This is a genomic window from Novosphingobium sp. JCM 18896, assembly GCF_025938095.1.
Classification (GTDB): Bacteria; Pseudomonadota; Alphaproteobacteria; order Sphingomonadales; family Sphingomonadaceae; genus Novosphingobium.
The window spans coordinates 543,390-561,603 of record NZ_JAPCZF010000002.1; the positions used below are offsets into that span (position 1 = coordinate 543,390).

Genomic DNA, 18,214 nt, shown 5'->3' on the forward strand with positions numbered 1-18,214 from the left:
ATGTCCAATCGTCGCACCTTCGCCATCATCTCGCACCCCGACGCCGGCAAGACCACCTTGACCGAGAAGCTGCTGCTGCAGGGCGGCGCGATCCATCTCGCCGGGCAGGTCAAGGCGCGCGGCGCGGCGCGGCGAGCGCGGTCGGACTGGATGAAGATCGAGCAGCAGCGCGGCATCTCGGTGACCAGCTCGGTGATGACCTTCGAGAAGGCGATGGACAATGGCGAGACCATCACCTTCAACCTGCTCGACACCCCGGGCCACGAGGACTTTTCCGAAGACACCTACCGCACGCTGACCGCGGTGGACTCGGCGATCATGGTGATCGACGCCGCCAAGGGCATCGAGCCGCAGACGCGCAAGCTGTTCGAAGTCTGCCGCATGCGTTCGGTGCCGATCATCACCTTCGTCAACAAGGTCGACCGCGAGGGCCGGCCCGTGTTCGAAACGCTCGACGAGGTTGCCGATGCGCTCGCGCTTGACGTCGTGCCGATGTCCTGGCCGGTCGGCATGGGCGGCCAGTTCCAGGGCGTGCTCGACCTGGCGACCAACACGATCAGCCGCCCCGAAGGCGACAGCCGCGAATTCCTCGGCAAGGTCGAGGAAGCGCCCGCGCTGCCCGACGACATCGCCGAAGAGATCGAGCTGGCCCAGGCCGGCTATCCCGAATTCGACATCGAGGCCTATCGTCACGGCGACCTGACCCCGGTCTATTTCGGCTCGGCGCTCAAGAACTTCGGCGTCGCCGAGCTGATCGACGCGATCGCCAAGTTCGCGCCGCCGCCGCGTCCGCAGCCGAGTGAGGCCGGCACGATCGAGCCCGACAACAAGGAAGTCACGGGCTTCATCTTCAAGGTCCAGGCGAATATGGACCCGATGCACCGCGACCGCATCGCCTTCATGCGACTGGTCTCGGGCACCTTCAAGCGCGGCATGAAGCTGACGCCGTCGGGCCTGGGCAAGCCGATCGCGGTGCACTCGCCGATCCTGTTCTTCGCGCAGGACCGCGAGATCGCCGACAGCGCCGAGCCCGGCGACATCATCGGCATTCCCAACCACGGCACCTTGCGCGTGGGTGATACGCTGAGCGAGGCCAACAAGGTCCGCTTCACCGGCCTGCCCAACTTCGCGCCCGAAATCCTGCGCAGAGTCGCGCTCAAGGACCCGACCAAGACCAAGCAGCTGCGCAAAGCGCTCGACGATCTGTCCGAAGAGGGCGTGATCCAGGTGTTCTACCCCGAGATCGGCGCGCAGTGGATCGTCGGCGTGGTCGGCCAGCTCCAGCTCGAAGTGCTGATCAGCCGGCTCGAGGCCGAATACAAGGTCGAGGCCATGCTCGAACCCGCACCCTTCGACACCGCGCGCTGGCTCAAGGGCAGCGACACCGCGCTCAAGGGCTTCGCCGACTTCAACAAGTCGAACCTCGCCAAGGACCGCGACGGCGACCCGGTGTTCCTGGCGCGTTCGGCCTGGGACGTGAACTACCAGCAGGAACGCAATCCCGAGCTGACCTTCAGCGCCACCAAGGAGCGCTGAAGGTCCAGCCGCGCTCTGGAGCGGCGGGGCGGACGGGCATAGACTGATCGCATCGCGAATCGGAACGGGGCCGGTCGGGCCCGTCCACTCGTGGGGGATCGGACTGATGACCGCGAACCAGACCGCCAACCAGACCTGGGCCCTGCCGCAGCTCGGCGCCCGCCGCTTTCTCACCGACGGCGGTCTCGAGACCACGCTGATATTCCACCAGGGCATCGACCTACCGCTGTTCGCCGCGATCGTGCTGCTCGAACGCGAGGAAGGCCGCGCGGTGCTCGATCGCTATTTCGAGACCTATCTCGCGATCGCGCGCGAGGCGGGCACCGGTTTCGTGCTCGAAAGCGCGACCTGGCGCGCCAGCCGCGACTGGGCCGCGCCGCTCGCGCTCGGCGAGCAGGCCCTCGCCGATCTCAACCGGCAGGCGATCGTCCAGTTGCAGGCGCTGCGCACGGCGCACGCGACACAAGACATGCCGATCGTCGTCAGCGGTTGCATCGGTCCGCGCGGCGACGGTTACGACCCCGGCCTGATCATGACCGTCGCCGAAGCCAGGGCCTATCATGGGTGGCAGGTCGCGCTCTTCGCCGAGCAGGGTGCCGACATGGTGACCGCGATGACGATGACCAACCTGCCGGAGGCGACCGGCGTCGTGCTGGCGGCGCAGGATGCCGGCCTGCCGGTGGCGATCTCGTTCACCCTGGAAACCGACGGCAGGCTGCCGACGGGCGAGACGCTGGTCGATGCGATTGTCGCGGTCGACCGCGCGACGGGCGATGGTCCCGCCTACTACATGATCAACTGCGCCCATCCGAGCCACTTCGCCGGCACCTTGGCCGACGGTGGCGATGCTTTGCAGCGCATCCGCGGCATCCGCGCCAACGCCTCGCGCCGCAGCCATGCGGAGCTCGACGAAGCCGCCGATCTCGACGCGGGCGATCCCGAGGAGCTCGGCGAAGACTACCGCCGCCTGCTGGCCGCCTTGCCGGGGCTTACGATCCTCGGTGGTTGCTGCGGCACCGATCACCGCCACGTCATGGCCATTGCCGCGCGCTGCGCCGGATCCTAGTCTGGGCGCATGGCCCAGTTCACCGAAGCGCTGACCGACACCGACATCGCCATGATCGGGCGGCAAAGCCTGTTCTTCGTCGCCACCGCCGCCGATGAGGGGCGGATCAACCTGAGTCCCAAGGGCTACGATGCCTTCCGCGTGCTTTCGCCCACGCGCGTCGCCTGGCTCGATCTCGGCGGCTCGGGCAACGAGACCCACGCGCACCTCGTCGCCGACGGGCGCATCACCATAATGTTCTGCGAATTCGCGCAGCCGCCGCTGATCTTGCGGATCTATGGGCGCGGGCGCCCGGTGCTGCCCGCCGATCCCGACTGGCACGAACTGTCCGCGCCATTCGATCTGCTTCCCGGCACCCGCCAGATCTTCGAGGTAACGGTCGAAAGCGTCCAGACGAGCTGCGGCTGGGGCGTGCCGGTAATGACGCTCGATCACGAGCGGCAGACCTTGGTCAAATATCACGCCCAGGCCGATCCCGAGGCCTGGGAAGCCAAGTATCGCGCGCGGACGAAAAGCATCGACGGCCTGCCGGTGACGCCGACCGATCGCTACATTTCCGGTCATGGGCCTGGGAACAAATCGGTCGCCACCGACGCTTGATCGCGGTCATGGAACTGACCTTCGCCAGCTACAACATCCACAAGGCCGTGGGCATCGACCGCCGCCGCGATCCCGATCGCATCATCGCGATCCTCAACGAGATCGGCGCCGACGTGGTCGCGCTGCAGGAAGCCGATCGGCGCTTCGGCCGACGCGAGACCGTGCTGCCGCTGGCCGCGATCGACACCTATACGCCCTACCGCGCGATCCCGCTGCAGATGAAGCCCGATTCGATCGGCTGGCACGGCAATGCCCTGCTCGTGCGCCGCGAGATCGAGGTGATCGAGGCCGCCGCCGTGCCGCTGCCGACGCTCGAACCGCGCGGCGCGGTGCGCGCCGATCTGCGGCTCGACGGGCACCGCCTGCGCGTCGTTGGCATGCATCTCGACCTCTCGGGCCTGCGCCGACGCCAGCAGGTACGCTCGATCCTGTCGCACGTCGCCGCCTGCGACGGCGCGAGCCCGACCGTGCTGATGGGCGATTTCAACGAATGGGCGCGCCACGGCGGCTGCTTCCACGAATTCCTCGACGGCTGGCACCTGCTCGCCCCGGGCCGGAGCTTCCCGTCGCGGCGCCCCGTCGCGCAGCTCGATCGCATCGTCGCCTCGCACGACTGGAAGCTGGTGGGAACCGGAGTGCACCACTCGGCGTTGGCGGCGAAAGGGTCCGACCATCTGCCGGTCTGGGCTCGCCTATCCCTGCCTAAAAATTAGGCAGCTGCTCACGATTCGAGCGTTGTCATGCTGCGCTGCGGTGAGCCGTTCTGGCCCTGCGGCCTGCTTTATTGACGATTCCTTAAATTGGCACGCCCCTTGCGATGCCCTGCCCGCCGGCGATCGGTCCGGTGGCTAGCAGGGGATAGGCATGAAATTCATCATCGCCATCATCAAGCCGTTCAAGCTCGACGAGGTGCGCGAAGCTCTCGGCGCCATCGGCGTCGCGGGGATGACCGTCTCCGAGGTCAAGGGCTTTGGCCGGCAGAAGGGGCAGACCGAAATCTATCGGGGGGCCGAATATTCGACCAACATGCTCCCGAAGGTGAAGATCGAGGTCGCCGCACCGGACAGCCTGGCTGACCAGATCGTCGAGACCATCCAGCAGACCGCCAGCACCGAAGCGATCGGTGACGGCAAGATCTTCGTTCTCGACCTCGCGTCCGCCGTGCGCATCCGCACCGGCGAGTCCGGGGACACCGCGCTCTGATGCGCGCATCCGACACATCTTCCCACAGGGGGGTACAACCATGATCCGCAAGATGATTTGCGGCGCGGGGGCGCTGGGTACGTCGCTCTTCGCCGCCACGGCCGCCTGGGCCCAGGATGCCGCGGCCAGCGCTGCGGCCGCCGTCGCCACCGCGACGCCGTCGCCCGAAGCCACCGAAGCGGCCACCGAGGCCGCCACCAGCCTGATCAAGGCACCGTCGGCCGAGCAGATGGCCGGCATGGTCAACAAGGGCGACACCGCCTGGATGCTCGTCTGCGCCGCACTGGTGCTGATGATGAGCGTGCCGGCGCTCGCGCTGTTCTACGGCGGCCTGGTCCGCACCAAGAACATGCTCAGCGTGCTGATGCAGGTTCTGATGATCGTTTCCGTCGCCGCGCTCGTCTGGGTCTGCTGGGGCTATTCGATGGCCTTCACCAGCGGCAGCGAATTCGTCGGCGGCTTCTCGAAGGCGTTCCTCGTGGGCGTCGACGCGACCACCTACGCCGCGACCTTCTCGAACAACGTCTATCTGCCCGAGCTGGTCTTCGTCGTCTTCCAGATGACCTTCGCCTGCATCACGCCGGCGCTGATCGTCGGCGCTTTCGCCGAACGCGTGAAGTTCACGCCGCTGATCATCTTCGTCGTGCTCTGGCTGACCTGCATCTACTTCCCGATGGCGCACATGGTCTGGTACTGGGCCGGTCCGGACTTCCTCGTCGATGCTCCGACCGACTACGGCATGCTGTGGGGCTGGGGCGCGCTGGACTTCGCCGGCGGCACCGTGGTTCACATCAACGCCGGTATCGCGGGCCTCGTCGGCTGCATCATGATCGGCAAGCGCACGGGCTACGGCAAGGAAGCCACCCCGCCGCACTCGCTGACCATGACCATGATCGGTGCCTCGCTGCTGTGGATCGGCTGGTTCGGCTTCAACGCCGGCTCGAACCTCGAAGCCAACGCCGTCACCGCCGTCGCCTTCATCAACACCTTCGTCGCCACGGCTGCCGCAGCGGTTAGCTGGTCGATCGTCGAGAAGCTCCACCACGGCAAGCCTTCGCTGCTGGGTGCCGCCACGGGTGCCGTCGCCGGCCTCGTCGCGATCACTCCGGCCGCCGGCTTCGGCGCTCCGGGCACCTCGATCGTCCTCGGCCTGATCGTCTCGCCGATCTGCTACCTCTTCGTCAGCACGATCAAGAACAAGCTCAAGTACGACGACACGCTCGACGTCTTCGGCGTCCACTGCATCGGCGGCATCGTCGGCGCCATCGGCACCGGCATCATGGCCGCTCCGTCGCTCGGCGGTCAGGGCGTGTTCGACTACACCGTGTTCCCTGCCGGCTTCGACGCCGCCAGCTACGACATGGGCAAGCAGGTGATCGTTCAGATCAAGGCCGTGCTCTTCACCCTGATCTTCTCGGGTGTCGGTTCGGCGATCCTGTTCTTCATCGTCGACAAGATCTTCGGTCTGCGTCCCGCGGAAGAAGCCGAGCGCGAAGGCCTCGACCTCTCCGAGCACGGCGAGCGCGCCTACAACTACTGAGACTTACCAAGCTTGGCGGGGGACGGGACCTTCCTCCTCTCCTCCCCCCGGACCCCGCCATCCGATGTTCCTCCTGCGAACAGCAAACTAAAGGGCCGGAGCCAGCCGCTCCGGCCCCTTTTTTATGTTCGCTGCCGGCGGCGCTCGAGAAGCGTACGCGAGGCGGGAAGACGAGGAGGGATCAGGCCTTGCCGGCCGCCAGCATGTCGACCAGTGCACGCACCGGCGTGATGTCGTAGCCGGCGGCAGCGGCATGCGCCGCGATGGTATCGGGATCGCCGCCCTGGCTGGCCTCGGCCAGCGCCCAGAGCAGGGTCGAGCGCGTGCCCGAGCGACAATAGGCGAGCACTCCACCGCCAGCACCGGCCAGCGCTTCCGACATCGCCTCGACCTGGGCCTGGCTGAAGCCGGCATGGGTCACCGGGATCTCGACATAGGCGAGACCGGCCGCCTTGGCCGCCGCGGCGATTTCGGCGCCGGGCGTCTGGTCGTCGCTCTCGCCCTCGGGGCGGTTGTTGATGATCAGGGTCACGCCTTGCGCAGCAGCGGCAGCGACGTCGGCGATCTCGATCTGGGGACTGGCCAGCACGCTGTCGGAAAGTTTGCGGAACATCGATCTTTCTCCATCACGATCGGATAATTCGGGGGAAAGCGTCTCTCTGCCAAGCAGAGCAATGGCTAGCAAGCCGATGCGAAGGGCCGCGAGAGCGACAAAAAACGAGCCTATTCATGCAAGAGACATGATTCCGTTCGCCATTCTACATTTTCTCGTCTATGTCCAATGCTGCAGAGGAAAGCGTTGTGCGCGCAGCACGATCGCTTGCCCTGTCGTCTGGCGCGATTCGTCCGCGTTGCCAGGCTCGTTGGATGGGGCGAATTGAAGGTATACCTAGGTTTATGGGTTTCGACAGAGGTCGTCGCGGTAGGGGACGCGACAAGCGGGACGGTTTCGGTGAAGACGGCGGCGGCTTCGACCCGTTTGCCGGCGGCGGCTTTGGCGGCGGCGACCGTTTCGGCGGTGGCGGTGATCGCTTCGGCGGTGGCGGCGGACGCGGCGGCTTCGGCGGCGGCGATCGTGGCGGCGGCGGCGGTTTCGGCGGCCCGCGCGGCGGCGGTGGTGGCGGCTTCGGCGGCCCCCGCGGTGGCGGTGGCGGCGGCATGCCCGCCCAGGTCGTTGGCCAGGGCAAGGGCGTCGTCAAGTTCTTCAACTCGGGCAAGGGCTTCGGCTTCATCCAGCGTGATGAAGGCGGCGAAGACGTGTTCGTGCACATCAGCGCGGTCGAGCGCGCGGGTCTCGAAGGCCTGGCCGAGGGCCAGCAGCTCGAGTTCACGCTGGTCGATCGCGGCGGCAAGATCTCGGCGAGCGACCTTGTGGTCGTCGGCGACGTCATCCCCGTCGAAAAGCGCGAAGCCGCGCCGCAGCGCTCGCTGACCGGCGAGAAGGCGACCGGCACGGTCAAGTTCTTCAACACCATGAAGGGCTTCGGCTTCATCACGCGTGATGACGGCCAGCCGGACGCTTTCGTCCACATCAGCGCGGTCGAGCGTTCGGGCATGTCTGCCCTGAACGAAGGCGACCGTCTCGAATTCGATATCGAGGTCGATCGACGAGGCAAGTACTCGGCGGTCAACCTGGTGCCGCGTCAGGGCTGACACCGCCGTAAAGGCGCACCCGCTTCCGGACGTTTGACCGGAAGCACGCGACAAAATAAACGCGCGCAAATGGCGGCCCCTAAGGTTTTCGGACCTCGGGGGGCCGCCATTTGTCGTTTGCGTTTCCTCTCGATTTCGAAATGCCGAAGGAATGTGAAATGTCGATCACCCCGCTCATGCCCGTCTACCCTCGGACCGCCTTTCGGCCCGTCCGCGGAGAGCACTGCCATCTGATCGGCGAGGACGGTCGGCGATACCTCGATTTCGCCGCGGGCATCGCGGTGAATGCCCTCGGCCATTCGCACAAGGGCCTGATCGGCGCGATCCAGCGGCAGGCCGAGACCTTGATGCACGTCTCGAACCTCTACGGCAGCCCGCAAGGTGAAGTGCTCGCGCAGCGGCTGGTCGACCAGACCTTCGCCGATACGGTGTTCTTCACCAATTCGGGCGCCGAGGCGGTGGAATGCGCGATCAAGACCGCGCGCGCCTATCACCAGCATGTCGGCAATGATCACAAGTTCGAGCTGATCACCTTCAACCAGGCCTTCCACGGCCGGACGCTGGGCACCATCAGCGCGTCGAGCCAGGAGAAGATGCACAAGGGCTTCCTGCCCCTGCTGCCCGGCTTCAAGTACGTCGAGTTCAACGACCTCGATGCCGTCAAGGCCGCGATCGGGCCGAATACCGCGGGCTTCCTGCTCGAGCCGATCCAGGGCGAAGGCGGCATCCGCCCGGCCACGGACGAATTCATGAAGGGCCTGCGCGCGCTCGCCGACGAGCACGATCTGATCCTCGCACTCGACGAGGTCCAGTGCGGCTATGGTCGCAGCGGCACCTTCTTCGCCTATGAGCTCTACGGCATCACGCCCGACGTCGTCGCCTCGGCCAAGGGCATCGGCGGCGGTTTCCCGCTCGGCGCCTGCCTCGCCACCGAGAAGGCCGCGCGCGGCATGATCGCGGGCAGCCATGGCTCGACCTATGGCGGCAACCCGCTGGCCATGGCCGCCGGCGTCGCCGTGCTCGACGCTTTCGCGGCCGAGGACGTGATCGCCAACGTGCGCGACAAGAGCGCCAAGATCGTCGGCCGGCTCGAGCAGTTCATCGGCAACTATCCCGAACTGTTCGAGGAAGTGCGCGGCAAGGGCCTGCTGCTCGGCGTCAAGCTCAAGATCGAGCCGCGCGGCTTCGTCGCCCATCTGCGCGACGAGCATGGCCTGCTGACCGTCGCCGGCGGCGACAACACGCTGCGCATCGTGCCGCCGCTCGTCATCGACGACAGCCACATCGACGAATTCATGGAAAAGCTCTCGGCCGGTGCCGCGAGCTATGCGCCCGAGGCAGGACAATGACCCGGCATTTCATCGATCTCACCGACGCGGGCGGCGATGCCGTCGCCGCGATGCTCAACGACGCGCTCGACCGGAAGGTGGCGCGCAAGGCGTGGCCCAAGGGCAAGGCCGATGCCGACGCGCCGCTGGCCGACCGCGTCCTGGCGATGATCTTCGAGAAGAATTCGACGCGCACGCGCGTCTCGTTCGACATGGCGATGCGCCAGCTCGGTGGCAGCGCGATCATTCTCGAGGCGGGCTCGACCCAGCTCGGCCGCGGCGAAACCGTCGCCGATACCGCGCGCGTGCTCAGCCGTATGGTCGACGCGATCATGATCCGCACCGACGATCACGCCAAGATCGAGGAACTCGCGCACCACGCCAGCGTTCCCGTGATCAATGGCCTTACCGACCTCTCGCATCCGTGCCAGATCATGGCCGACCTGCTGACGATCGTCGAGCGCGGCCATGCGCTGCCGGGGCTCCAGCTCGCCTGGCTCGGCGACGGCAACAACGTGCTGAACTCGCTGATCGAAGCGGCTGGGCTGATGAAGTTCTCGATCCGCGTCGGCGGCCCGGCGGGCTACGAGCCCGATGCCGGCTTCGTCGAACGTGCGCGCGCAGCCGGGGCGGAAGTGCTGTTCACGCAGGACCCGCGCGAAGCCGTGGCCGGCGCGCAGGCCGTGGTCACCGACACCTGGGTCTCGATGGGCCAGGCCGGCGGCGACGTGCACATCGCGGCGATGCAGCCTTACCAGGTCGACGCCGCGCTGATGGCGACGGCGGCGAAGGACGCGGTGTTCATGCACTGCCTGCCCGCACACCGCGGCGAGGAAGTCACCGACGAGGTCATGGACGGCCCCCAGTCGGTGATCTGGGACGAGGCCGAGAACCGCATCCACGCGCAGAAATCCGTGCTACGCTGGGTCTTCGGCCAGATCTGAGTCAGATCCAGGAATAGTGGCATGACACAAGAGGCCTCCATCCCCGAAGGCGAGACCGGTTTCGACCGGGTGCTCGCCTTCGGCCTGCCGCAACGCAACGCCCGCGGCCGCGCCGTAAGGCTGGGCCCGGTGCTCGACGAAATCCTCTCGGCGCACGAGTACCCCACCGCCATCCGCCACCTGCTGGCCGAGGCGCTGGTGCTGACCGCGCTGATGGGCTCGCTGCTCAAGGACGACGAAGGCCAGCTGACGATCCAGGCCCAGGCGCAGGACGAGACCGGTACCGGCATCGTCGACCTGCTCGTCTGCGACTGGCGCGCCTGCGAGGTCCGCGGCTACGTCAATTTCGATGCCGAGCGGCTCGCCGCGCTCGAGACCTTCCCGACGATGACCGCGCTGTTCGGTTCGGGCGGCTATCTCGCGCTGACCTTCGATCTCGCCTCGACCAAACAGCGCTATCAGGGGATCGTGCCGCTCGAAGGGGATTCGCTGGCCGAGGCCTGTCAGTCCTACTTCGCGCAGTCCGAGCAGATCCCCACGCTGATCCGCACCGCGGTCCGCTGGGATGGGCACTGCTGTGTCGCCGGCGGCTTGCTGGTCCAGCACCTGCCCGACGGCGAAGAGGGCCGCGAACGGCTCCACGTCCGCCTCGATCACCCCGAGTGGGAGCACGTCGCGGCCCTGGCCGGCAGCACGCGGCAGGAAGAGCTCGTCGACCCCGCACTCTCGCTGGAAGCGCTCGTCTGGCGGCTGTTCCACGAGGAGGACGAGGTTCGCGTCGAGCAGCTTTCGCCGCTCTCGCGCGGCTGTCGCTGCAGCGTCGAACACTACGAAAAGGTGCTTTCGCGCTTCTCCGACGATGCCCGTCAGGAGATGCGCGGCGACGACGGAATGATCTCGGTCGACTGCGCGTTCTGCTCGCGGATTTTCAAGATCGCTTGAAAATCGGCACCTCATCGCTCATATTGCACGCTTGATCGGTACAATGCTTATCCTGTCCATTTCACGGCACAGATCGCTGTGAAGACAGGAAACGACCAACCTCACCGACGCGGGATCCTGGGATGAAAAGCCGGATGCGAATTGCTGTGGCTGCTGCGGGCATGCTCGTCGCGCTCGCCGCGCCCTCGGCGGCGCAGCGACCCGCGCTGGCCATGCTCGGCCAGCTCGAGGCCGGCCGCTGGGAGCTGCGCAATCGCGACACCGGCTCGGTCGAGCGCCTGTGCCTGCCCGACACCCGCCGGTTGATCCAGCTGCGCCATCCGGCCGACAGCTGCGAGCGCCTGGTGGTCGACGACGGCGCCAGCGAGGTCACGGTCCAGTACACCTGCCGCGGCCGCGGCTATGGCCGCACCCATATCCGGCGCGAGACCAACCGTCTCGTCCAGATCGACAGCCAGGGCATCGCCGACGGCCTGCCCTTCTCCTTCGCCGCCGAGGCCCGCAAGGTCGGCGATTGCGCCACCTGAGCCCACGACGCGATACGGTTGCCAGCCCGGCCCCGACGGGCTAGCCCGCAGGCATGTCGACGCTTCCTCCAGGTAATGGCCGTGAGGCCGTGGTGCTGCTGTCTGGCGGCCTCGATTCGATGGTCGTCGCCGGTCTCGCGCGCGAGGCTGGCTACCGCGTCAACGCGCTGACGATCGATTACAACCAGCGCCACCGCCGCGAGCTCGATGCCGCGCGGACGATCGCGCAAGCGCTCGGCGCCGCGCGCCACGTCACGCTGCCACTCGATCTGCGCCAGTTCGGCGGCTCGGCGCTGACCGACGACATCGCCGTGCCCAAGGACGGTGTCGCCGAGGACGTCATCCCCGTCACCTACGTGCCCGCGCGCAATCTCGTGTTCCTGTCGCTGACCCTGGCCTGGGCCGAAGCCCTGTCGGCGCGCGACATCTTCATCGGCGTCAACGCGCTCGACTATTCGGGCTATCCCGACTGTCGCCCCGAATTCATCGCCGGCTTCGCCGACCTCGCCGACCTGGCGACCAAGGCCGGCGCCGAAGGCGAACGCTTCGCCATCCACGCGCCGCTGCAGTTCCTCGGTAAGGCCGAGATCGCGCGCGAGGCCGCGCGGCTCGGGCTCGATCCGGCGATGAGCTGGTCGTGCTACGACCCGCAGTCCGATGGCAGCGCCTGCGGCCTCTGCGACAGCTGCCGCCTGCGCCGCGCAGGCTTCGCCGATGCCGGCCTCACCGATGGCACCGTCTATGCAGCAGGCTGAGCCGGCGACCGTCGATCCGGTGCCGCCGGCCGAAAGCGAGCCTTATCGCTTCTACGTGCTCGGCGTGCTGATGCTGGTCTATGCGCTGAACTTCATCGACCGCCAGCTGATCACCATCCTGGCGCCCGATCTCAAGCGCGACCTGGGCATCAGCGACAGCGACTTCGGCTTCCTCTACGGGACGGCCTTCGGCGTGTTCTATGCGGTCTTCGGCATTCCGCTGGGCAAGCTCGCCGATCATTGGTCGCGCGTGCGGCTGCTCGCGGTCGGGCTGGCCCTGTGGTCGGCACTGACGACGCTGTCGGGCTTTGCGAAAAACTTCACCCAGCTCGGTGCCGCGCGCATCGGCGTGGGCATCGGCGAGGCCACGGCCAGTCCTTGCGCCTATTCGCTGGTCAGCGACTATTTCCCGCCGCGCCGGCGCGCGCTGGCGCTGTCGATCTATTCGGCGGGGCTCTATGTCGGCGGCGGCATCTCGCTCGCCTTCGGCAGCTCGATCGCGGCCGAGTGGAACGCCCACTTTGCCGATGGCAGCGCCCCGCTCGGGCTCGTCGGCTGGCAGGTCGCCTTCATGACGATGGGCATTCCCGGCCTGCTGCTGGCGCTGCTCGTGACGACGATGCGCGAACCCATGCGCGGCCGCTTCGATCCGCCGCACGACGGCGCTGCAGCCGCCCCGATCAGCCCGCTCGCCGATTTCGTGCGCTCGCTCGAAAGCGTGCTCCCGCCCTTCACCCTGTTCGCCGCCGGCCGTCATGGGCCGATCGCACTCGCGGTCAACGCTCTAGGCGCCTTACTGGCCTGCCTGCTCGTCTGGGGCATGCAGCGGCTGACCGGCGATCTCGTCCAGTGGATCGCCTTCGCCCTCGGCTGCTATGCGGTGTTTTCCTGGGGCCAGAACCTGCGCCTGCGCGATCACGCAACCTTCGACGCGGTCTGCCGCTCGCGCGCGCTGGTGGGGGTCACGCTCGGCTATGGCCTGGTCACGATCGTCGGCTATGCGATGACCGCCTTCGCCCCGCTCTATGCGATCGAGGTGCTCGGCGCCGATCCGCGCGAGGCCGGCTTCTGGCTGGGCGGCGCGGGCACACTCGGCGGGATCATCGGCGTGGTCGGTTGCGGCGCGCTGGCCGATCGGCTTGCGGGGAACAGCCACAACCACCGCCGCGTCTGGGTGATCGCTGGCACCGCGATCGGCTCGGCACTGCTCTACACCTTGATGTTCACCGCCAGCGACCGTTCGCTCTACTATGCGCTGAACTTCGTCGGCTGGATCTTCTTCGCCGGCACGCTCGGCGGATCGTCGGGCGCGGTGGTCAACGCAGTGCCCGCGCGGGTGCGCGGGATCGCCACGGCCGGTTTCGTCCTGGGATCGACGCTGCTCGGCTTGGCGCTCGGCCCCTATTCGGCGGGCAAGTTCTCGAGCCTGCTGGGCGGGCTCGGCAACGGGTTGCTCGTCCTGCTCGTGGTCGTGCCCTTCGGCTTGATCGCGCTCGCCGTGGCCGAGCGCGATCTTCGCCGAAAGTCGCTCAACCCCGCGTAAGCACACCGCAGGCGACGCGGCCGCCGCTGTTGCCGCTGGGATCGGTGCGGTTGTCGTCGGGACCGGCGTGGATTACTACGGCCGTGCCGTCGGCATCGAACAGCGCCGCGTTCAACTCGGCCGCGCTGCCCGTGAGCCCCGCGGTCAGCGTGCCCTTGCCGTCGGTGCCCGCGATCAGGTTTGGCAGATCGCCGAGGTGCGGCCCTTGGGGATTGGCGGTGCCGTGCATCTTGCCATGCGGATTGAGATGGCCACCGGCGCTGGTGAAATCGGGCGCGTCACACTTGCCGACGGTGTGGAGGTGGACGCCATGCGCGCCCGGTGCAACGCCGATCGCCTCGACCTTCAGATCCCAATGACCGTTGCGGTTGGCGATCCAGGCCTTGCCGCGCGGCGTGCCGTCGGCCGCCCTGAGCGTGGCACTGGCGAGGCCCGCGGGCCGGGCCGCACGCGTGGGCTTGGCGACCGCGGCGGCCATATAGGCCGAGCTGGCGAGCGCACCCGTGACGAGCAGCAACGATAGGGTCTTGGTCTTCATGTACGGCCTCCGGCTAGACGGCCCGCATCCTAGTGAAGGGCCTGCCTCGCACAACGAAAAAGGGGCCGGATTGCTCCGGCCCCCCAATCGTTTTGCCCTGTCGGGACCTTACTGACCCGAACCCGGACCGTAGGTGATCTCGACGCGACGGTTCTGCAGCTCGCGAACGCCGTCCGCAGTCGGGACGCGCGGGTTGCTTTCACCGAAGGCCTGGCCGGTGATCGCAGCATCGGGGATGCCACGAGCGCCCAGGTACGAACGGACCGAGGTGTTACGACGCTCGGACAGGCCGAGGTTGTACTGCACCGTACCCGAACGGTCAGCATAGCCGGCCAGCATGATCGGAACGCGATCGCAGTTGGCATAGGCGCTGATCGCGCTGTCGAGGATCGTCGCAGCCTCAGGCGTGATGTCCGACTTATCCCAGTCGAAGAACACGATGTACGGGCCCTTGTTGCACACAGCCTGCGGCGGCGGCGGGGGCGGAGGAGGCGGCGGCGGGGGCGGCGGCGGGGGCGGCGGGGGCGGCGGCGGAGCTTCACCACCGAAGTTGTAGGTCAGGCTTGCCAGCAGCGAGTGCGAGCGGAAGCGCGTGCTGACCGGCAGACCCGCGTTGTTCACCACGTCGACGTTGTCGACGTTGAAGAAGCGATACTTCAGACCCACGTCGACATGGTCGCTGAGCGGCGTGCGAACGCCGGCCAGAGCCTGCCATGCGAAGCCGCTGTCGCTGTCGTTGATGTTCGAAGCAGCCGCACCGACGCCCGGGCTGGCAGCCTGGAGCTTGACGCGAGCAACACCGACACCACCACCGACGAAGCCCTGAATGCCGTCGTCGTTGCCGAAGTCGAGCAGGCCGTTCAGCATGAAGCTGAGAGCGCTGGCACCGCCGTCGACCTGGGCACCCGTGTAGGTGGCCGCACCGACGCGGTAGTCTTCGCCTTCGTTCGCGCGGCGATAGCTCGCCTCGGTCTCGAGACGGAACATGCCGAAGTCGTAACCGATCACGCCACCGAAGTCATAGCCGGTCGCGAGGTCGAGATTGCTGGCGTTGTTGACGTTGTTGATGTCGAACTGAAGATCTTCGACGATCATGGCGCCGCCGTCAGCTTCGACGTACCACGATCCTTCGCGCGCCAAAGCCGGTGTGGCGAGGGCTGAAGTAGCCAGCGCCATCCCAATGACGAGTTTCCGCATTATTGTTCCCCTATTATAGAGACTGGAGCCACCGAGTGCGGCCTTGTCTACTGCCTTAAAATGGCCCGCGCAAGTGTGCAAAACTGATCGCTGTTGCAGAAATGCCGCGATTCCGGTGGGTTGCAAACCAGAAACGACGGCCCCGCAGGCATCATCGAATTTCGGCAGTTCCCTCACGTTCAGTCCCTCATGCACCGTCGGGGTAGACCCCGGCGTCCTTGAGCGCAGCAATCAGTTGCACAATTGCAGCGCGAGCTTCGGCATCAACGACGCTGCCGCCGATTGGTTCCAGCGGCGCAGCAGGAAATCGCCAGATACCGAAAAAACGTCGCTCCTGACCGGTCGACCGATCAAGCAGACGCAGGCCGTCGCGCGGACTGACGAAGAGCCAGTTGCCCGCCTGGCGGCAGGCAAGCTTGCCTGGCTGCCCCGCCCAGACACCGCTCGGCGAAGCGGCGACGAGCCAGGTTTCGCCTTCTGCGGGCGTCGACGGCGGGGTCGCGCTTTCGCCTTCGATCGCGCAATGCAGCAGGGCATCAGCCAGCGCATGGGCCTCATTGACGAAGACCTCTTTCTGGGCCTGGCCCGGGAAAAGTAGCGGTAAGCCGTAGCGCGGGCTGGCGGTATCGAAGAGAAACGGATCGCTCATGGCGAGTCTCCATCAGGCAAGCGTGGTCAGGAACAGCGGCTCGGACAGCGCGTGGCTGCCCTGCTGGCGCACGCGCAGCGCGCCAGTCGGCAAGGCGGCGAGCGTGGCCGCCGACAGTGCGAGCCGCGGTTCGCTCGGTTCCCACACTGCTGCCGGCGCGGCCGGATCGCCCAAGGTCACGATATAGCGCTCGACCTGCTCCTGCAGCGGCACGTCGACGCCATCGCGCCAGGCCCAGCCGCCCCGCGCGCGTCGTGTCCAGCCGAGTTCGAGCGCGCCGTCGGGCGCCGCGGCGACGCGTGGATGGACGGGTGCCGGCGGGCGCAGCCCCACGCCGCGCAGCGCGATCGGCGCCAAGACCGGGGCATCGTCGCCGAAACCGACTGCGGCGATCTGCACGCCGGGAACGCTGCCGACGCGCGCCGGATCGAGCGCCACCGGCCGCCCGTCGAGCAGGACGAAACGCTCGCCGGCGACGTGGTTCGCCAGCGCGGCCTCGGTACCACCGCAGCCGCGCAGCAGCAGGCGCAACCGCCAGCGTCCCGCGCCAAGCGGTTCGGCCCGGCCGAACTGGATGATCTCGTCGCCGAGCAGCGCGCGGTTGGCGCCGAGCGCGAGCTGGCGCCCGCTTGCGTCGATCAGGTCCATCGCCGGATCCACGAGCCGTATGACCACCCCGGCCCCGCGATCGAACAGCAGCGGATGGGCGGGGGCGAGCGCCGTCTCGGCCTCACCGATCAGGCCGCGGGTGCGGCCGCTCGGCCCCAGCGGCTCGAGCGCACCGTCGCCGCGATCGACGTAAAGCGCGGCACCGCGCCAGTTTGCCGTCTCCGCCGAGGCCGCGGCATAGATCGTCGGCGCATCGCCGTTGCCGGTGCCGTCCCATGGCAGCTCGAAGGCCGCGAGCGTGGTCGGCGGTGGGGGCAGGTCGGGCGGCGGGTTGATCCGCCCGGGATCGACGGGTGCGGCGGGCACCGCGTCGGCGCCGGTCGGCACCGCGCGCTCGAGCGTGAGCTCGACCCCGCTCGCGCGCCACTCCCATTCGGCGACGCGCCAACGACCGCCGAGCCCCGGCACGGTCACGAGCGCGCCGGGCGCGACGGCGGGATCGAGCGCGGCGCAACGCCAGGACAGCGTCTCGCGCCGCCAGCCCGCGCGCCGCGCCACCGTTTCCGCCAAAGCGCGCGCATCGGTAGCCGCCATCGCCATCGGCAGTTCGACGGTCCACGGCTGCCCGCTCGCCATACGCCCCGTCGCGCGCTGGACGCCGGGCTGATAGTCGCGGTCGAGATCGTAGTAGCGCAGGATTTCGGGCGCCGCCTGGGGCAGCGCCTCGCGCCGACGCGTGCGACCGCTCAGGCCGCCGAAGGCATCGTCCTCGACCGCTACCGCCGCTTCGGGCAGCACGATCGGCGCGTCCTGCAGGCGTTCGCGCGCGATCACCAGGCGCTCGCCGCCGGCGTCGCAAGCGATCGGCAGCACCGGATCGAGCTGGCGCAGCACGTCGGCCACAGGGCCCTCGCAGGTCAGCCCGGCGATGCCCGGCAGGGCAACGGCGGCCTCCGCCAGTTGCGGATCGACCACATCCTGCAGAGTGAAGGCACCGGGATCGGCGATGACCTCGAAAGTCAGCGCGGGGATGCGGTTGAAGAAGTCGCCGAGCTCGAGATCCTCGAACACGACATAGGCGCTGCCGCGCCAGGCCGGGCAGCGCGCCAAGCCCTCGGCCGCGGCGATCAGCGGATCGGGCGCCTGGTCGCCCCAGCCATGATGCAACCGCATGGCACCGCCGACCTTGAGATCGCCGCCCTCGCCGCGCAGCAGGTTGCCGTCGGCCCATATCCGCCCGATCGCCGCGATCGGCCGGCTGCCCAGCGCGACCGCGAAAGAGGCGGTGTAGGTATAGCTGGTCACCGACGGGCGGCCCTTGCCGCCGCCCTGGCTCTCGCGATGCTCGACGAGGTCGGTCGCCCAGATGATCGCGCCGGCGACGCGCATGCGCCCGAAGTGGCGCGGCAGCACCTGGCCGTAGGTCGAGGTGGTGGGCGCCAGCTCCTTGAGCCGCGGCCCCTCGCCGCGCCCGCCGCCGAGCACGGCCCCGTCGATCGCACGACCGGCCAGCGCACCGATCGCCCCGCCCAGCGGACCGCCGAGCGCGGTGCCCACGGCCGAAAGCAGCAAAGTCGCCATGAT

18 protein-coding genes are annotated in these 18,214 nt (G+C 67.8%); 13 read left to right on the plus strand and 5 right to left on the minus strand.

All coding sequences use genetic code 11. The features are described from left to right. From OLX23_RS08465 to OLX23_RS08490, 6 genes are all read left to right on the plus strand, one after another. A complete protein-coding gene (locus OLX23_RS08465; protein WP_264444398.1) occupies positions 1-1,536 on the plus strand; it encodes a peptide chain release factor 3 in 1,536 nt (511 codons plus the stop codon). A gap of 106 nt (positions 1,537-1,642) precedes the next feature. After that, complete coding sequence (locus tag OLX23_RS08470) at positions 1,643-2,602, plus strand: homocysteine S-methyltransferase family protein (protein WP_264444399.1); 960 nt, start codon at positions 1,643-1,645, stop codon at positions 2,600-2,602. Between the two features lie 9 nt (positions 2,603-2,611). Further along, complete coding sequence (locus OLX23_RS08475; protein WP_264444401.1) at positions 2,612-3,202, plus strand: pyridoxamine 5'-phosphate oxidase family protein; 591 nt, start codon at positions 2,612-2,614, stop codon at positions 3,200-3,202. 8 nt (positions 3,203-3,210) lie between these two features. Then, positions 3,211-3,915 (plus strand): endonuclease/exonuclease/phosphatase family protein, encoded by a 705-nt coding sequence (locus OLX23_RS08480; protein ID WP_264444403.1) that lies wholly within the window; start codon positions 3,211-3,213, stop codon positions 3,913-3,915. Between the two features lie 151 nt (positions 3,916-4,066). After that, complete coding sequence (locus OLX23_RS08485; RefSeq protein WP_217404757.1) at positions 4,067-4,405, plus strand: P-II family nitrogen regulator; 339 nt, start codon at positions 4,067-4,069, stop codon at positions 4,403-4,405. 40 nt (positions 4,406-4,445) lie between these two features. Next, positions 4,446-5,945: an ammonium transporter gene (locus OLX23_RS08490; protein ID WP_264444406.1), complete on the plus strand. Its 1,500-nt coding sequence runs from the start codon at positions 4,446-4,448 to the stop codon at positions 5,943-5,945. Between the two features lie 181 nt (positions 5,946-6,126). On the opposite strand, the gene OLX23_RS08495 is transcribed toward OLX23_RS08490, so the two are convergent. Next, on the minus strand, positions 6,127-6,558 hold the full coding sequence (locus tag OLX23_RS08495; RefSeq protein WP_264444407.1) for a TIGR01244 family sulfur transferase: 432 nt from the start codon (positions 6,556-6,558) through the stop codon (positions 6,127-6,129). Positions 6,559-6,842: 284 nt separating this feature from the next. Here OLX23_RS08495 and OLX23_RS25750 point away from each other — a divergent pair, with 284 nt between their 5' ends. From OLX23_RS25750 to OLX23_RS08535, 7 genes are all read left to right on the plus strand, one after another. After that, positions 6,843-7,598, plus strand: coding sequence for a cold-shock protein (locus tag OLX23_RS25750; protein ID WP_319641301.1), 756 nt, complete (start codon positions 6,843-6,845; stop codon positions 7,596-7,598). Positions 7,599-7,756: 158 nt separating this feature from the next. Then, complete coding sequence (locus OLX23_RS08510) at positions 7,757-8,947, plus strand: aspartate aminotransferase family protein (protein WP_264444408.1); 1,191 nt, start codon at positions 7,757-7,759, stop codon at positions 8,945-8,947. Then, complete coding sequence (argF, locus tag OLX23_RS08515) at positions 8,944-9,870, plus strand: ornithine carbamoyltransferase (protein WP_264444410.1); 927 nt, start codon at positions 8,944-8,946, stop codon at positions 9,868-9,870. The genes OLX23_RS08510 and argF overlap by 4 nt, the downstream gene beginning before the upstream one ends. A gap of 21 nt (positions 9,871-9,891) precedes the next feature. Beyond that, positions 9,892-10,812, plus strand: a complete 921-nt coding sequence (locus OLX23_RS08520; RefSeq protein WP_264444412.1) for an Hsp33 family molecular chaperone HslO — start codon at positions 9,892-9,894, stop codon at positions 10,810-10,812. A gap of 134 nt (positions 10,813-10,946) precedes the next feature. Next, a complete protein-coding gene (locus tag OLX23_RS08525) occupies positions 10,947-11,339 on the plus strand; it encodes a DUF3617 domain-containing protein (RefSeq protein ID WP_264444414.1) in 393 nt (130 codons plus the stop codon). A 53-nt stretch (positions 11,340-11,392) separates the two neighbouring features. After that, complete coding sequence (gene queC / locus OLX23_RS08530) at positions 11,393-12,094, plus strand: 7-cyano-7-deazaguanine synthase QueC (RefSeq protein ID WP_264444415.1); 702 nt, start codon at positions 11,393-11,395, stop codon at positions 12,092-12,094. Continuing rightward, entirely contained in the window at positions 12,081-13,637 is a 1,557-nt protein-coding gene (locus OLX23_RS08535; RefSeq protein ID WP_264444416.1) for a spinster family MFS transporter, read from the plus strand. Before queC ends, OLX23_RS08535 begins: the two co-directional genes overlap by 14 nt. On the opposite strand, the gene OLX23_RS08540 is transcribed toward OLX23_RS08535, so the two are convergent. The 4 genes from OLX23_RS08540 to OLX23_RS08555 all read right to left on the minus strand — a co-directional run bounded on the left by OLX23_RS08540 (position 13,624) and on the right by OLX23_RS08555 (position 18,211). Next, a complete protein-coding gene (locus OLX23_RS08540; RefSeq protein WP_264444417.1) occupies positions 13,624-14,175 on the minus strand; it encodes a superoxide dismutase family protein in 552 nt (183 codons plus the stop codon). The two genes, OLX23_RS08535 and OLX23_RS08540, sit on opposite strands and share 14 nt — an antisense overlap. A gap of 108 nt (positions 14,176-14,283) precedes the next feature. Beyond that, on the minus strand, positions 14,284-15,372 hold the full coding sequence (locus OLX23_RS08545) for an OmpA family protein (RefSeq protein ID WP_264444419.1): 1,089 nt from the start codon (positions 15,370-15,372) through the stop codon (positions 14,284-14,286). Between the two features lie 187 nt (positions 15,373-15,559). Beyond that, positions 15,560-16,021 (minus strand): DUF2793 domain-containing protein, encoded by a 462-nt coding sequence (locus tag OLX23_RS08550; RefSeq protein WP_264444420.1) that lies wholly within the window; start codon positions 16,019-16,021, stop codon positions 15,560-15,562. A 12-nt stretch (positions 16,022-16,033) separates the two neighbouring features. Then, the gene (locus OLX23_RS08555; RefSeq protein WP_264444422.1) at positions 16,034-18,211 is read right to left on the minus strand and encodes a phage tail protein; all 2,178 of its coding nucleotides are present in this window, start codon (positions 18,209-18,211) and stop codon (positions 16,034-16,036) included. Positions 18,212-18,214: the final 3 nt, after the last annotated feature.

Coding starts and splice junctions, on each gene's coding strand:
- OLX23_RS08475 (WP_264444401.1), top strand. CDS start 2,612: ATGGCCCAGTTCACCGAAGCGCTGACCGACACCGACATCGCCATGATC.
- OLX23_RS08520 (WP_264444412.1), top strand. CDS start 9,892: ATGACACAAGAGGCCTCCATCCCCGAAGGCGAGACCGGTTTCGACCGG.
- queC (WP_264444415.1), top strand. CDS start 11,393: ATGTCGACGCTTCCTCCAGGTAATGGCCGTGAGGCCGTGGTGCTGCTG.
- OLX23_RS08495 (WP_264444407.1), bottom strand. CDS start 6,558: ATGTTCCGCAAACTTTCCGACAGCGTGCTGGCCAGTCCCCAGATCGAG.
- argF (WP_264444410.1), top strand. CDS start 8,944: ATGACCCGGCATTTCATCGATCTCACCGACGCGGGCGGCGATGCCGTC.
- OLX23_RS08525 (WP_264444414.1), top strand. CDS start 10,947: ATGCGAATTGCTGTGGCTGCTGCGGGCATGCTCGTCGCGCTCGCCGCG.
- OLX23_RS08545 (WP_264444419.1), bottom strand. CDS start 15,372: ATGCGGAAACTCGTCATTGGGATGGCGCTGGCTACTTCAGCCCTCGCC.
- OLX23_RS08485 (WP_217404757.1), top strand. CDS start 4,067: ATGAAATTCATCATCGCCATCATCAAGCCGTTCAAGCTCGACGAGGTG.
- OLX23_RS08510 (WP_264444408.1), top strand. CDS start 7,757: ATGTCGATCACCCCGCTCATGCCCGTCTACCCTCGGACCGCCTTTCGG.
- OLX23_RS25750 (WP_319641301.1), top strand. CDS start 6,843: ATGGGTTTCGACAGAGGTCGTCGCGGTAGGGGACGCGACAAGCGGGAC.
- OLX23_RS08470 (WP_264444399.1), top strand. CDS start 1,643: ATGACCGCGAACCAGACCGCCAACCAGACCTGGGCCCTGCCGCAGCTC.
- OLX23_RS08555 (WP_264444422.1), bottom strand. CDS start 18,211: ATGGCGACTTTGCTGCTTTCGGCCGTGGGCACCGCGCTCGGCGGTCCG.
- OLX23_RS08550 (WP_264444420.1), bottom strand. CDS start 16,021: ATGAGCGATCCGTTTCTCTTCGATACCGCCAGCCCGCGCTACGGCTTA.
- OLX23_RS08540 (WP_264444417.1), bottom strand. CDS start 14,175: ATGAAGACCAAGACCCTATCGTTGCTGCTCGTCACGGGTGCGCTCGCC.
- OLX23_RS08490 (WP_264444406.1), top strand. CDS start 4,446: ATGATCCGCAAGATGATTTGCGGCGCGGGGGCGCTGGGTACGTCGCTC.
- OLX23_RS08535 (WP_264444416.1), top strand. CDS start 12,081: ATGCAGCAGGCTGAGCCGGCGACCGTCGATCCGGTGCCGCCGGCCGAA.
- OLX23_RS08465 (WP_264444398.1), top strand. CDS start 1: ATGTCCAATCGTCGCACCTTCGCCATCATCTCGCACCCCGACGCCGGC.
- OLX23_RS08480 (WP_264444403.1), top strand. CDS start 3,211: ATGGAACTGACCTTCGCCAGCTACAACATCCACAAGGCCGTGGGCATC.